The organism is Sphingomonas yunnanensis (assembly GCF_019898765.1).
Taxonomy (GTDB): domain Bacteria; phylum Pseudomonadota; class Alphaproteobacteria; order Sphingomonadales; family Sphingomonadaceae; genus Sphingomonas; species Sphingomonas yunnanensis.
The window spans coordinates 70,419-85,139 of sequence record NZ_JAIOKB010000001.1 but is presented as its reverse complement, the minus strand read 5'-3'; the positions used below and the strand labels follow the sequence as shown (position 1 = coordinate 85,139).

The 14,721-nt window shown below is 69.7% G+C and carries 9 protein-coding genes; 1 reads left to right on the top strand and 8 read right to left on the bottom strand.

Annotation, left to right across the window (positions count from 1 at the left end; all coding sequences use genetic code 11):
* Positions 1 to 16: 16 nt before the first annotated feature.
* The 5 genes from K7957_RS00350 to K7957_RS00330 form a co-directional block, all read right to left on the bottom strand.
* On the bottom strand, positions 17 to 1,351 hold the full coding sequence (locus tag K7957_RS00350) for an MFS transporter (protein WP_343228249.1): 1,335 nt from the start codon (positions 1,349 to 1,351) through the stop codon (positions 17 to 19).
* Complete coding sequence (locus tag K7957_RS00345) at positions 1,348 to 2,748, bottom strand: amidohydrolase family protein (protein WP_246616587.1); 1,401 nt, start codon at positions 2,746 to 2,748, stop codon at positions 1,348 to 1,350. Before K7957_RS00345 ends, K7957_RS00350 begins: the two co-directional genes overlap by 4 nt.
* Before the next feature lie 92 nt (positions 2,749 to 2,840).
* Positions 2,841 to 3,557 (bottom strand): GntR family transcriptional regulator, encoded by a 717-nt coding sequence (locus K7957_RS00340; protein ID WP_246616586.1) that lies wholly within the window; start codon positions 3,555 to 3,557, stop codon positions 2,841 to 2,843.
* A gap of 246 nt (positions 3,558 to 3,803) precedes the next feature.
* Positions 3,804 to 6,824 (bottom strand): TonB-dependent receptor plug domain-containing protein, encoded by a 3,021-nt coding sequence (locus tag K7957_RS00335; protein WP_223010040.1) that lies wholly within the window; start codon positions 6,822 to 6,824, stop codon positions 3,804 to 3,806.
* A gap of 454 nt (positions 6,825 to 7,278) precedes the next feature.
* On the bottom strand, positions 7,279 to 8,469 hold the full coding sequence (locus K7957_RS00330; protein WP_223010039.1) for an alpha/beta hydrolase-fold protein: 1,191 nt from the start codon (positions 8,467 to 8,469) through the stop codon (positions 7,279 to 7,281).
* 258 nt (positions 8,470 to 8,727) lie between these two features.
* Here K7957_RS00330 and K7957_RS00325 point away from each other — a divergent pair, with 258 nt between their 5' ends.
* Positions 8,728 to 10,386: a glycoside hydrolase family 43 protein gene (locus tag K7957_RS00325; protein WP_223010038.1), complete on the top strand. Its 1,659-nt coding sequence runs from the start codon at positions 8,728 to 8,730 to the stop codon at positions 10,384 to 10,386.
* A 174-nt stretch (positions 10,387 to 10,560) separates the two neighbouring features.
* Here K7957_RS00325 and K7957_RS00320 read toward each other — a convergent pair whose 3' ends face one another.
* The 3 genes from K7957_RS00320 to K7957_RS00310 are packed head-to-tail and all read right to left on the bottom strand — an operon-like array spanning position 10,561 to position 14,604.
* Entirely contained in the window at positions 10,561 to 12,903 is a 2,343-nt protein-coding gene (locus K7957_RS00320; protein ID WP_223010037.1) for a glycoside hydrolase family 95 protein, read from the bottom strand.
* A gap of 16 nt (positions 12,904 to 12,919) precedes the next feature.
* Positions 12,920 to 13,909, bottom strand: a complete 990-nt coding sequence (locus K7957_RS00315; RefSeq protein WP_343228248.1) for a cupin-like domain-containing protein — start codon at positions 13,907 to 13,909, stop codon at positions 12,920 to 12,922.
* An 8-nt stretch (positions 13,910 to 13,917) separates the two neighbouring features.
* Positions 13,918 to 14,604, bottom strand: a complete 687-nt coding sequence (locus tag K7957_RS00310; protein WP_223010035.1) for a SapC family protein — start codon at positions 14,602 to 14,604, stop codon at positions 13,918 to 13,920.
* Positions 14,605 to 14,721 lie beyond the last annotated feature (117 nt).

The window sequence follows — 14,721 nt, the reverse complement described above, 5'->3', positions numbered from 1 at the left end:
GAAGTGTCTCCAGAAGTCATGCCGCGGTGACCTCGTCGGCGGTGGCGAGCCGCTTCGACGCGTCGATCCGCAGGAACAGAAGAGCGGCGATCGCGCACAGCACCGCGAGCACCATGAAGGCGGGGAACCAGCCGCTGACCGTGACGATATAGCCTGTCACCGCGGCAGCGATCGCCGCGCCGAGGTTGCCGAGCGTGTTCATCACCGCGGAGACCGAGCCGGCGAACTCGCCGCCGATGTCGAGCGTGACGGCCCAGGACACGCCGACGGTCAGCTCGAGCCCGAACACCGCGACGCAGAAGCAGATGATGCTCGCGATCGGCGCATCGATCGCGGCGGCGAGCGGCATCATCACCGCGGCGGTGACGAAACCGACCACCGCGACCGAGCGCCGCGCCATCTTCAGCCCCGTGCCGCGCTTCACCAGCAGGTCCGAGGTCCAGCCGCCGGCGAGATCGCCCACCACGCCCGCCATCAGCGGCAGGCTCGCGAACAGCCCCATCACCGCGAGGTCGTAGCCGCGCGCGTCGTGCAGGTACTTCGGGAACCAGGTCAGGAAGATGTTGATGCAATAGGCGTAGCAGAAATACATCGCCGACAGCGTCCACAGCTGCGGCTGGCGCAGCAGCCGGCGCCACGGCACCTTCGCGCGCGCCGGGCCGGTGCCGAGCGCGCCCTCGATCATCGCGCGCTCGGTCGCGTTGACGCCGCGATGCTCGCGCGGCGTGTCGCGGTAGTAAGCGAACCAGAACACCGCCCAGACAAGCCCGACGCCGGCGAACAGCAGGAACGGCATGCGCCAGCCGAAGTCGAGGATCAGCAGTGCCACGAACACGGGGGTCACCGCGCCGCCCAGTCGTGCGCCGGCGTGGGTGAGCCCCTGCGCCCAGCCGCGCTCGGCGGGCAACATCCAGCGCGACAGCGACCGCGTGGCGATCGGGAAGGCCCCAGCCTCGCCGAGGCCGAACAGAAAGCGGCACACCATCATCGAGCCCGCCGACCAGGTCAGCGCGGTCGCGGCGGTGAAGGTCGACCACCACACCACCACCCCGGTCAGCGCGCGGCGCGGGCCGAAGCGGTCGCCGAGCCACCCGCCCGGGATCTGGAACAGTGCGTAGGCGAACTGGAAGGCGGCGAAGATCCAGCCCATCGTGACGAGCGAGAAGCCATATTCCTTCTGGATCGACGGCGCCGCGGTGGCGATCACCACGCGGTCCATATAAGTGATCAGATAGGCCAGTACGGTGAGCCACAGCACCGCGTGGCGCACGCGCGTCGGGCGCGCGGCCTGCTCGCCCGCGCTTCCGACGACCGGCGCCGCCGGCTCGACCATCGCGCCCGAGGCGCTCACGGCCGCGCCGGGCCGCAGGCGTCGACGGCGCGGCCGACGCAGGTCTGCCAGATCGTCGGCACCTTGCGGCCGGCGACATAGACCGCGTCGATCGCGCGCGTGTTGCGGATGTCGCGCGTCGGGTCGCGATCGAGCACGAGCAGGTCGGCCCATTTGCCCGGCTTCAGCACGCCGCTCTCGTTCTCGCGCAGGAAGCTCGCGTTAGTGCCAGTCGCGGCGGTGAGCGCCTGGAGCGGGGTCAGGCCGGCCTTGACCATCAGCTCGAGCTCCCAATGCGCGAAATAGCCGGGGAAGCGTGCGGTCGGGCCGCTGTCGGTCCCCATGCCGTAGCGCACCCCGCCCTTCACCTCGGCGGCGAGGCTGGCCATCGCGTTGCGCAGCACCGGCGGATATTTCGGGAACAGCGGCGAGGCCTCGAGCTTCTGCTGGCGCTCCTGACTCTTCAGCGTGGCGATGGTCGAGGGCGCGACACCGCGCGAGAAGAAGGGCTCGTCGACGAACGGCAGCAGCGTGTAGGTGAAGCTCGCCTCGCGGCTGAGCGTCGAGGCGAGCTGCCACGTCCCGCGCCGCTTCATCGCGCCGACGAGCGTCGGGTCGGCGACGCGATCGCGCACCTGGTGCATGAAGACGTCGACGCCCTCGCGCGTCAGCTCGGCGGCGTTATCGTAGTAGAAGATGTGCGCCGCCGCTTTCTTGTCCGCGGCGTGCGCGGCGTCGATCACCGCTCTGCTCACGTCATAGGGCATGCGCTTGGCGACGGTGCCGAACTCGTCGTCCATCCACAATTTGACGAAATCGTCGCCCTTGGCGGTCTCGCGCTGGACCATCGCGGTCGCCTCGGCCGGCGTGGCGACCGACTGCTCCAGCCCGGGGACGCCGCCATAGCTGCCCTTGTACACCACGCCGCGACCGGCGGTGTAAGCGCGCGCGCGGTCGATCCGCCCGACGCGGCGCTGATCGGCGATGACCTGGTGGATCAGGTCGCCGTCGGTGCCGAGCGTATAGACCGAGGTGATGCCGTAAGCGGCGTACAGCTTGAGCTGCTCCTCGACGTTGGCGCGGTCGTAATATTTGGGGAAGCTCTGGTCGACGCCGTCGACCAGCCCGAGATGGACGTGGCTGTCGATCAGGCCCGGCATCAGGAACTTGCCGCGCAGATTCTCGACCGTGGCGTCGCTCGGCCGGGGTCGCGCCGCCGCGGCGCCGACCCAGGTGATGCGGCCCTCGGTCATGATCAAGGCCTGATCGGCGCGCGGCGCGGCCCCGGTGCCGTCGAACAGCGTGACGTGATCGAGCACGACCGTCTCCGCCGCGGCTGCACCGCCGAGACACAGCGCCGCTATGGCGACGCCGACGCGGATCATCGACCGCGCGCGACCTGGGCGAAACCGCCGCATCGCACTCCCCTCCATGTCATATCCTATATGATCTGACTAAGTGGGGGCCGGAACGCTGTCAAGCGCCGCGAGCGGGCGCAAGACAAAGGAAGTCAGTCGCTTGCCGCACTCTTCGCGAGCACGTCGTCCATCCGCTGCTGCGAACATTCGAGATGGTGGCGCACCGCGCGCTCGGCCGCCGCGGGATCATGCGCGACCAGCGCGTCGATGATCGCGCGGTGCTCGCGCGCCGCCTCGTGCGGCGCGTTGGTGGCGTAGAGCGCGCGGAAGATGTGGAGATGCGCGTGGAGCCGCTCGACGGTCTCGGCGATCAGGCGGTTGCCGCTGCCGGTCGCGATCAGCCGGTGGAGTGCGGCATCCGCTTCGGCGAAGCGCGAGTAAGCGCGCGCGTCGCCGTCCGCCACGCCCGACATGTCGCGGTCGATCGAGCGCAGCGTCGCGATCGCGGCGTCGGTCATCGCCTCGGCGGCGCGGGCGGCCGCATAGGGCTCGATCAGCTGGCGCAGCGTGTAAAGGTCACGCACTTCCTCGCGCGTCATCTGCGGGCTGGCGCGATAGCCGACGTTCGGCATCTTGTAGACCAGCTTCTCCGCCTCGAGCTGGCTCATCGCCTCGCGCACCGGCGTCTGCGAGATGCCGAGCTGGCGCGCGACGGTGTCGATCGCGATCCGCTCGCCCGGCGCGATCTTCAGGCTCATCAGCATGTCGAGCAGATGGTCGTAGGCGCGTTCCACCATCGTCGGTCCCGGCGCGGGGCGCGCCGCACGCACGTGGGTCGAGGCGGTGCTGGTCGTGTCGAGGTGCCGCAAGTGGGTTCGCCGGTCCGTGGTGAGTACGGGACCGATCATATAGGGTTTATACGATCGACGTAAGATACCGTGCGCGGCGGTTCGGCGCCGTACGTCGCGCGTGACCCGCCGCCAAGTGATCCACGTCGCGCGCGACCTCCTCGTCGTGCCGGGCTGTACCCGACATCCATGGTGCCGCCTCAGGGTCGGGACGACGCTGGTGGATCGGTGTAGGCGCGCAGTGCTGGTGCTGCGCGCCCACGGTCGTCAGAAGCTGAACCGCACGCCCAGGCGATAGGTGCGCCCGAGCACGTCGTACAGCGCCGGGTTGACGAAGAACGGCGACTTGGCCGGGTCGCGGTTGAAGAGGTTGTCGACCTTGGCATAGGCCGTCACCGCCTCGGTGATGTTGTAGGTGCCGCCCACGTCCATGTAGAAGGCGCCCGGCATGAAGTTCTGATCGATCGTCGGGTGCTGGTTGGTCGAGACTGGGCAGGTGCCGGGATCGCAGACGACGTACTGGTTGCCGAGCACGCCGTCGCTGAACCAGCGCTCCTGCACCAGCAGCGAGAAGTCGTCACCCTCATAGGTCTGCACCGCCAGCCACTTCCAATCAGGCGTGTTGCCGGTGTTGACCCCGGCGGTGTCGTTCGGGATCGTGCCGGTGAGCCCGGTGTCAGTGACGAACTTGCTGATGTGCGTCGCCAGCGCGCGCACCGTCAGCCGGCCCGGCAGGCCGAGCGGCCGCTGCCAGCGATAGCTCGCCTCGATGTCGAAGCCCGAGGTGTCGATCGACGCCAGGTTGAAGGCCTGGACGTTGATGAAGTTCGGTCCCGCCTGGTTGTTCAGGTTGAAGGCGCTGCACGTACCCGGCAGGATGTTGCGATAGCAAAGGTCGACGATGTCGCCCGCGCCCAGGCTCGAGATCACGTCGGTGATCTTGAGCTTGTACCAGTCGAACGACAGGCTCAGGCCCGGCAACCAGCTCGATCCCGAGAAGGCGATGCCCGCGGTGGTGTTGCGCGCGATCTCGGGGGTGAGCGCGGGGTTGCCGATCGTGTTCTGGATCGCGAGCACGTTGACGTTGCGGAACGGGTCGAAGAAGTTCGGCTGCGTCGTCGTCACCGGCGCGGCGAACAGCTCGGACAGGTTGGGTGCGCGGACGTCGCGCGAGGTGACGCCGCGCAGGCGGAAGCCGTCGATCGGCAGGTCCCAGGTGCCGCCGACCTTCCACGCCCAGACCGTGCCGGAGGTGCTGTAGTCGGTGACGCGCGCCGCGCCGCTGACGCTCGCGCGACCGACCGAGTCACCGTCGAGCAGCGGCACCGCGGCCTCGAAGAAGGCCTCCTTCACGCTGTAGGCGCCGGTCCCGTTCTTATAGTTGCCGGCGTACCAATTGTTGCCCGCGGGCAGCTGGACCGGATCGAACGGGTAGATCGAGTCATAGGGCTGATTGGCGATCCCCGCGCCGTAAGGGTCGGCGGTGACCTTGTAGAATTCATGGCGGAACTCACCGCCGAAAGCGATCGACACTGGCCCTGCCCAGGAGCTGAACGGCGAGCCCGAGAAGTTGAGGCTGGCGACGTCCTGCGTCTGGCGCGTGCGCTGACGAGGGCCGTTGGCGGGCATGACGTAGTCCAGCGACTGCTGCGACGGGTTCCCGCCGAAGACGTTGAGCGGCTGACAGCCCGCGGCGCGCGCGACCGGGTTGGCGCAGACGATCGCGCCGTCTAGCGAGGTCGCGTTGATGGCGTTGTTATAGCGCTGGGTCAGCAGGATGTTATCGACGTCGATCTTGGTCTTGTTGGTGCCGTGCTCGACGTAGATGTCGTAGCTCCAGTCCGATCCGAGCACCGGCTGGCGCCCCTTCGCGCCGACGACGAAGCGATACTGGCGCCGGTCGGTGTGGACCTGGGTGTTGCCCAGCGCGGCGTTGCTGGTGCCGAACTGGAACTGGCTGATCCCCGCGGTGGTGCAGGCCGCCTTGATCTGCGCCGGGACGTAAGGGTTGGTACACTGGATCGTCAGCGCGGGGCGGTTCTGCCCGCCGACCGGCTGGTTGTTGGTCTTCACCTGCGCGATGTTCGACGTGACGTAGATCTCGTTGTTGGGCGCGAAGTCGAAGCCGATCCGCCCGTAGCTGTTGAGCCGTTCCAGCCCCGACAGCAGCGAGCGCCCGGCGTCGACGTTGCCGGAAAGATCGCCGCCCTGGCAGAAGCCCGCGAAACAGCCGATCACCGCGCCAGAGGCGGTCCGCGACGGCACGCCGTTCGAGCCGTACTGGAATTGGAACGGGCTGCCCGACTGGTCGAAGGCGATGCCCTGGAGCGGTCCCGCGGTGATCAGGCCATATTTGGTGAAGGTGATCGACTGCGCGTAATCGCGCAGCACGTACTGCGGTGAGCCGTCATTGGTGACGTTGCGGTTGACCAACGTGGTCTGCTTGAACCAGTCGCGTCCGCCGGCCAGCCCGATGCCGAACTCGCCGCCGCCGACGCCCTCGTCCCGCGCATATTCGGTGCTGCCGACGATATGGAGTCGGTCGTCGAGCAGGCTGGTACCCGCGGCGAGCTGGACGAGTACCTGCTCGTTGTCGCCATAGTCGGTGATGCCACCCTGGACGTTGCCCTTGACGCCCTTGAAGCGCGTGTCGGTGATGAAGTTGACCACGCCGCCGACCGCGTCCGAGCCGTAGGAGGCGGAAGCGCCGCCGTTGACCACGTCGACCCGCTTGATCAGCAGCTGCGGGAACTGGCTCACGTCGGGCACGCCGGTGACATTGGCGCCGACGACGCGCTGCCCGTCGATCAGGGTCAGCGTGCGGATCGCGCCGACACCGCGCAGCGAGAAGGAGCTCAGCCCCTGCGCGCCGCTCGACGTGCTGAAGGTGTTGACGCTGGTGCCCGTTGAGCCCTGGAGCGAGGGTAGCTGCGAGATGGTGGTGAAGACGTTGGGCTGCGCGTTGGCCGCGATCGCGCCCGAGTCGATCACGGTCGTCGGCGTCGGCGCGGTGAAGCCACCCGTGGTGATGCGCGAGCCGGTGACGATGATATCCTGCGCCGCGGCATCGCGCGTGCCCGCGGTCTCCTGCTCCGGCTGGGCGGTGGAAGCGGCGGTGGTGTCGAGCTGCGGCGGCACGTCGGCCGGCGTCGTCGCGGCGCCCGCTTCTTGTCCGGCCGGTGCCGACTGTGCCCAAGCGGTCGCGGGCAGCGCGATCGCGGTGACCAGCGCGGCGAAGGCGACACCGCCCCGCATCCCGGCGCGGCGCGCGCTCGTAGTGGCTCTCATCATCGTCCCCTCCTCCAAGAGTTTCTGTCGTTTATCTCTGATTGTCAGCACCATGCGGCAGCCGGCTCGACGATGAGCCGCACTCCTCGGCATGGTCATGGCGAGACTCGGGCGCTGGTGGCACGTCTTCGTTCCGGCGATCGTACAAGACCTCGGCCCGCCGCGCGTTCGCGCTTCGTAACGAAAGCTTTCCCACCACCGCGACGATGGTGCGCCACCCTCCTCTTCCCGCACGCTTTTACATGGTTCGGGGAGGCAGGTCTTCGATCAGACGATCGATTCGGCGACCAGCCGCCACGGTAACGTTACCATAGAAGCCTAGTCATGCCCCCTTCTGTGTCAACACTCTCTCGCACATAAAAACAGCCGGTGCTTATCTCGCGTGTTCGACGAAGAGACCCGCGCTCCGCCTGGGATTATCGATGTTGTACCAGCATCGAGGCCTAGCCCGCGGCTACCGGTCGCGGAACAGCAGCGGCGCCATCTGGTACAGGCTGCGGCGCCACGTCAGGAATTCGTGTCCGGTGTCGGGCGACACGTAGAAGACGCTGTTGAGCCCCGCCCGCTTCAGCGCCTCGGCGTTGGCGCGCGGATCGGTGCTCGGCCGCCCCGGTCCGCCGCGGGTGCGCCCGTCCTCGAGCTCGCGGCTGCCGTAGCTGACGAAGGTGAGGCGCACCTTGTCCTTGTAGCCCGGTGCCACCGCGACGTCCTCGGGCGCGATGGTACCGCCGCTCAGCAGCCCGATCGCGCCGAACGTGTCGAGATTCTTGGGCGCGATCAGCTTGGTCTCGAAGCCGCCCATCGACAGCCCCGCCATCGCGCGGTGCGGGGCGTCCGCGCGCGTGCGATAGTGCCGGTCGACGTTGGGGATCAGCTCGTCGATCAGCACCGTGCGGAACGGCGTGATGTCGAAGCTGGCGAGACCCCCCGGGCTGCCGGGCCGGACGTCGTTGGTCATGCCATAGGTCATGACGATGATGAAGGGCGTCGCCTTCCCGGCGGCGATCAGATTGTCCATGATGAGGTTGGCATGGCCCTGGTTGGACCAGGCGGTCTCATCCTCGCCCCAGCCGTGCTGCAGGTACAGGACCGGGTAGCGTGTGCCGCCCGCGGCGTCATAGCCCGGCGGCGTGTAGACGAAGGCGCGGCGGTGCGTGCGCGTGCTCGGCGAGGCGAACAGGATCTGCTCGACGCGGCCGTGCGGCACGTCCTTCACCGCGTAGAAGTCGGCATCGCGCGCGGGGATCTCGATCCCGCTCTCCCACCGTGTCGAGCCGTAGAAGTTGAGCGTGCCGGGATCGTTGAAGGTCCCGCCGTCCACGGTGAGGTGGTAGTAATGGAAGCCCTCGTCGAGCGGCCCCTCCGACGTGCCCGTCCAGCTGCCGTCCGCCGCCTTGGTCAGCACGGTGCCGCCGCGCCCGCCGAGGCCGAGGCTGACCCGCACCGCCGTGGCGTCAGGCGCGGTGACGCGGAAGCGGACATAGCCCTGTGAGTTGACCTGCGGATAGGTCTGGCCGGGCTGGTTAAGCGACGAGGGTTTGAAGTCTTCGCTCACCGCGGCCGTCGTTGAGGCCGGCGTCGTCTGCGCGAGCGCCGGCGCGGCGGCGACGAGGCACGCGATGATGGTGGCCCGAGCTAGTCTCATCGCCCTCTCCTCTCCCGGTTCGCGATGCTCTACCCGGCTCGGCGAATCCTATCTGATATGTTCTACAGCATTCGTGAGGCGGTGCAAGGCGCAGGAATCTGAACTCGATCAGGATCCACCGCTCGCTGGTGCAACGGCCTCGACAACGAGCGCACGGTGGATGTCGGGCCGAGCTCAGGACGCCGCCTCAGCAAGGCCGTGCCTTGTCATGGTAGCGGTAACCCGTACGATGCGGCTGATACAAGACAGGGGGGCGAGATGCGGCGGGTCACGGGGCAGATAGGAACAGGTGCGGCCGCGCTGCTGACGGTCATCAGCGCCACCGCCGCCGCACAGGTCGCGCGCTTCGAGCGCTTCACGTACGAGGGTCGCACGCAGGAGCAGGCGCCGCTGTCGAGCGGCCAGTACCGCAACCCGATCCTCAGCGGCTATTATCCCGACCCGTCGGTCACGCGCGTCGGCGACGATTACTACCTCGTCAACTCGTCGTTCGCGCACTTTCCCGGCTTGCCCGTGTTCCACTCGAAGAACCTGGTCGACTGGACCCAGATCGGCAACGCGATCGACCGACCCGATCAGCTCGATCTCACCGGCCGGCGCGTCTCCGAGGCCGTGTTCGCGCCGGACATCTCCTACCACGCCGGCGTCTTCTACATCGCCAACACCTGCGTCTCCTGCGGCGGCAATTTCGTCATCACCGCACGTGATCCGAGCGGCCCCTGGTCCCAGCCGATCTGGCTGCCCTTCGAGGGGATCGACCCGTCGATCTTCTGGGAGGGCGACCGCGCTTATATCATCAACAACCGCGCGCCGAACGAGCCGCCGCGCTACGACGGCCACCGCGCGCTGTGGGTGCAGGAATATGACTGGCGCGCGGGCAAGATGGTCGGGGAGAGCACGCAGCTCGTCAACGGCGGTGTCGATCTCGCCACCAAGCCGGTGTGGATCGAGGGGCCGCACCTGCTCAAGAGAGACGGCTTCTACTATCTCACCGCGGCGGAGGGGGGCACCGGCGACAACCACTCGCAGGTGGTGTTCCGAGCGAGCGCGCTGCGCGGGCCGTTCACCCCCTATTCGGGCAACCCGATCCTGACGCAGCGCGACCTGGCCGCGGGCCGCGCGCATCCGGTCACCTCGGCGGGGCACGCCAAGCTGGTCCAGACGCAGAACGGCGACTGGTGGGCCACCTTCCTGGCGACGCGGCCCTATGCCGACGGTCATTATAATATCGGGCGCGAGACCTTCCTGCTGCCGGTGACGTGGCGCGACGGCTGGCCGCACATCCTAGAGCGCGGCCGCGCGATCCCCTTCACCGCGCCGCGGCCCCGGCTCCCCGCCGGGCCCGCCGCGACGCTGCCGACGGGGGACGATTTCGGCTATGTCGACGAGTTCGACGGCGGCAAGCTCGCCATGCAGTGGATCGGCATCCGCACGCCGCGTCAGCCCTTCTACCGGCTCGCCGGGGGCGCGCTCGAGCTGCGTCCCGCCGCGCGCTTCGGGGACCTGAGCGGCACGCCCGCCTTCCTCGGGCGGCGCCAGCAGCACCATGTCGCCACGATATCGACCGTGCTTCGCTTCGATCCCCATCGCGACGGCGCGCGCGCGGGGCTGGCGGCGGTGCAGAACGACCGCTCGCTGCTCGAATTCGCGGTCGCCCGCGTCGATGGCAGGACGGTGGTGGCGCTGTACCAGCGTGACCTGGCGGACAGCGACACGCTGGTCGCCTCGGCGCCGGTCGACGTCACCGGTACGGTGACGCTGACGATCCGCGCGGACGGCGGGACGATGGCGTTCGACTATACGGTGGGCAGGCAGAAGCGGACGCTCACCGACCGGCTCGACTCCACCTTCCTCAGTACGCAGCGCGCCGGCGGCTTCGTCGGTACCGTGATCGGGCCGTTCGTCGAGGCGCCGTGATGTGGAGCGGGTGCCGGTGACGCGCCCTGCGCTATCGCTCACGCACGTGCGGCCTGCGCGGTGATGACAGGCCGCGTGAGAGCGGAGTGAGCCCCTCCCTTCTTGGGGGGATTGGGGTGGGGCGTCGCCACAGGCGCTCCGCTCGAGGAGGCGCCCCAACCCTCACCCCTCCACCTATCCCCGCCGCAGATCCGGTCCGCGCAGCCGCAGCACCTCGCCCGCGCCCAGCCGCGCGTTGACGCGCCGCGTGCCGGCGCGCACGGTCACGGTCCCCGCGACGTCGGCGCTGACTGCGACACGCTCGACCGCGCCCGCCCGCCACGTCAGCTCCACCCGCCGCGCGCCGCGCGCGCGCAGCCCGCTGACCGCGCCGCTCGGCCAGGCGCGCGGCAGCGCGGGGAGCAGCAGGATCTCGTCGCCGTGGCTCTGCAGCAGCATCTCGGCGATCGCGCGCGCGCCGCCGAAATTGCCGTCGATCTGGAACGGCGGGTGGGAGTCGAACAGGTTGGGATAAGTACGCTCGGGGCCGAGCAGATAGGCCAGGATGCGGTGCGCATGCTCGCCGTCGCGCAGACGCGCCCATAGGTTGGCGCGCCACGCGGTCGCCCATCCGGTCGACTCGTCGCCGCGCAGCTCGAGCGAGCGCCGCGCCGCCGCGGCCAGCGCGGGGCTGCGCTCGACGTCGATCTGCGTGCTGGGGAACAGGGCATACAGATGCGAGACGTGGCGGTGGTTTGGCTCGGGGGCGGCCGCGTCCCAGTCCTCCTGCCATTCCTGCAGCTGCCCCTGCGCGCCGATCTTGTCTGGCGCGAGCCGCGCGCGCGCCGCGGTGATCTCGCTCGCGAGGACGGCGTCGCTGCCGAGCAGCGCCGCGGCGCGCGCGGTCTGGTCGAACAGGTCGCGCAGGATCTGCTGGTCCATCGCCGGCCCGGCGCAGATCGCGGCGCCACGCGGGTGGACGTTCTCGGGCGAGAGCGAGGGACTCGTCATCAAACGCCCGCTCGCCGCGTCGACCTGGAGCGTGTCGAGGAAGAACAGCGCGGCGCCGCGCATCAGCGGGTAGACCGAGCGCAGATAGTCGAGGTCGCGGCCATAATCGTAGCGGTCCCACAGGTGCGTGCAGAGCCACGCGCCGCCGGTCGGCCACAGGCCATATTGCGCGCCGTCGATCGGCGCCGTGGCGCGCCAGCCGTCGGTATTGTGGTGTGCCACCCAGCCGCGCGCTCCGTACATCGCGCGCGCGGTGCGCTCGCCCGTCACCGCCAGGTCGCGCACCATCTGCACTAGCGGCGTGGTGCACTCGGCGAGCGCGGTCACCTCGGCCGGCCAATAATTCATCTCGGTGTTGATGTTGATCGTGTACTTCGAGCCCCACGGCGGCTTGACGCTCTCGTTCCACAGGCCTTGCAGGTTGGCGGGCTGGCCGCCGGGGCGCGACGAGCAGATCAGCAGGTAGCGGCCATAGTCGAAGTAGAGCTGCGCCAGGGCGGGATCGTCGCCCCGCTGGCTGGCACGCACGCGCTCGTCGGTCGGCCGCTCGGCCGCGGCGGTGCGGCCGAGATCGAGCGTGACTCGGCGGAACAGCCGGCGATGCTCGCGCGCGGTGTCGGCGGCGAGGAGCGCGAAGGGCTTGGTGGCCGCGCGCGCGAGCTCCGCCATCGCGAAGGCGCCGGCGTCGCCGCCGACGTCGTCGAAGCGGCGGTAGCTCGTCGCCAGCGCGACCAGGATCGTCACCGCGTCGGCGCCGCGCAGCGTCAGCCGCCCCTCGCCCACTTCCAGAATGCCGCCGCGCGGCAGCACCCGCACGCGCCCTGCGAACCTCGTCGCGCCCGCCACGCCGTGCTCGTCGGGCGCGCGCCCATCGAGCGCGAGCGTGTCGCCAGCGACCGTCACCGCACCGCGCTGCGGCGTGTCGAACATGACGTCGAGGTCGATCGCGCCGGCGCGGTCGGCGCTGAGCTCGACCGCGATGACCTGGTCGAGCGGCGACGCCAGCACGCGCCGCCGATAGCGCACGCCACCCGCGGTGAAGCTGGTGGTCGCCAGCGCCGCGTCGAGGTCGAGCTCGCGGTGATAGTCGCTCACCGCGCCCAGGCCGGGGAGTTTCAGGATCAGGTCGCCGATCGGCTGGTACGACATCTGACTGAGCGGCTTGGCCATCACCTCGGCGTTGGCGAGCGCCTGCGCCTCGGCGTAGCGCCCGGCGGCGATCAGCCGCCGCACCTCGGGCAGCGCCGCACGCGCCGCAGGGTTGACCGGATCATAGGGGCCCCCGCCCCACAGGCTGCTCTCGTTGAGCTGGAGCCGCTCACGCGCGGTGCCGCCGAACACCATCGCGCCGAGCCGGCCGTTACCGACCGGCAGCGCCTCGGTCCACACGCTCGCGGGCTGGCGGTACCAGAGGCGCTGACGATCGGCCGCTCTCTCCTCGCCGCGCGCGGGCAGCGCCGCGAGCGCCGCCGTCCCCGCCGCCGCGCCGATCGCGTCGCGTCGCGTCACCCCGTCCCGCTGCGTCATCCTCGCCCTCCCCCGCTCAGCCGCGTAACAGCCGCATCACCGTGGCGCGGATCCGACCGCTTTGCCCGCGCGCGAGCAGCCCGTGCCGTTCCTCGGGCAGATGCGCGAGCGGGTGGCCGTCCGGCCGGAACACATAATGGTCGAAGAAGGCGCGCCACGCCGCGCGCTCGCGCTCGGGCCGCTCCGCGATCGCCGCGACCGCGAGCAGCATCGCGGTGTAAGGCGCGTCCGGACCCGTGGCGGCAGCATCCCACCAATAGTTCACCAGCACGTTGACCGGGCTGAGCGCCTCGACCTGGTGCCACCACAGTTTGGGGAGATAGAGCGCGTCGCCGGGTTCGAGCTCGACCGTGATCGCGCGCGCGCGCGCGGTGGCGAAGCGCGGGTAGCGCGCGTCGTCCGCGGGCGCGCCGACCGCGAGCCCGACCGGCTGTCCCGCCATATTATGGTCGATCGGGCCGACGTAGAGGTCGCCGATCGCCTCGGGCGGGAAGAGCGTGAAACGCCGCCGCCCGTCGACGACACAGGCGAGATTGTCGAAATTGTCGTGGTGACACGCTACGGTCGAGGCGTGGCCGAGCCAGATGCGGGGGCGCGCCGCGACGGGGAGCAGCGGCATCGCATTATCCTCCGCGAAGCGCGGCAGATAGGCGGCGGTGGGGAGCGAGCCGAGGTAGAGCGTCGCCGCGCCGTCGACTCCCGCGGTCTCGATCATGCGCCGCAGCGCCGCGCCCACCCCGATCGTCTCGCGCGCGAAGTTGAAGCCGTCGAGCGCCTCCTCGTAATAGTAACGACCACCGATCGCGGGCGCGCCGACGAAGGCCTCGGCCGACTTGCCGGCGTCGAGTGCGGCGACATAGTCGAGCAGCGCCGCGGGCGATCGGCGCGCCGCGCGCGTGACCGGCCAGTCGACGCACAGGCCGCGTACCGCGAATGGCTCGCACGCCGCGACAAGCGCGTCGAATCGGTCGGGTGCGCTGACCTCGGCGTGCGTATATTCCGCCACGGTAGCGCTCACGCGCCGGCCAGCCGCTCGTTGCGCCGATGCGCCAGCACGGCGACCTGCGCGAGCGAGTCCACCAAGGTGTGCGCGTGATGGAGGTGGCCGGCGCGGTACAATCTCAGCACCGCCGCGTCGTCGAGCTCGGCCAGCGCGTCGCGGCTGACGGTGTACAGGCCGTCGAGCCGCAGCCGCTCGCCGTCGTCGAACGAGAGCGAGACGTCGATCGGCTCGATCAGCCGCGCGCCGAGCAGCGCCGCCATCAGCGCCTCGCTCTCGGCCAGCCCGGCGTGGAGCAGCCCGAGCGCGCGCTGGACCCGGCGGAGATGCGACGAGGGTGCACCCGCCGGGTCGAACAGCGCGACCCCCTCCTCGTCCGCGGCGAAGCGGGCGTGATCGAGGTCGACGGCGATATCCTGCTCGACCACGAAGAACCCCTCGCGCTCGAGATCGAGCGGCATGAGGCCGTCCATCGCGCCGTTCGCGTCGGCGATAAGGTTCTCGCCGGGCACGAGGCCGAGCAGCGCGCCGGCGTAGAAGCGGCCGGTCTCTGGATGTTTGGTCAGCACGATCGGGCAGCGCGTCGCCACGATGGCGAACTCGCTCGGCACGACCTGGACGAAGTGTCGCCCCGCGGCGCTGGCGCGGCGCATCGCGAGCGCGGCGTGTCGCTCGCCGGCCAACAGCTCCCAGACCGCCATGTCCTCTCCCTCTCACCGGGCGCCCGCCTCGGCTCACGCGAAGGATCAGCGGATCGCGGGCATGCGTCAAGTCGTTAGCGCTAAACCGATACTATATGATGACTTGCCAGATCGAAC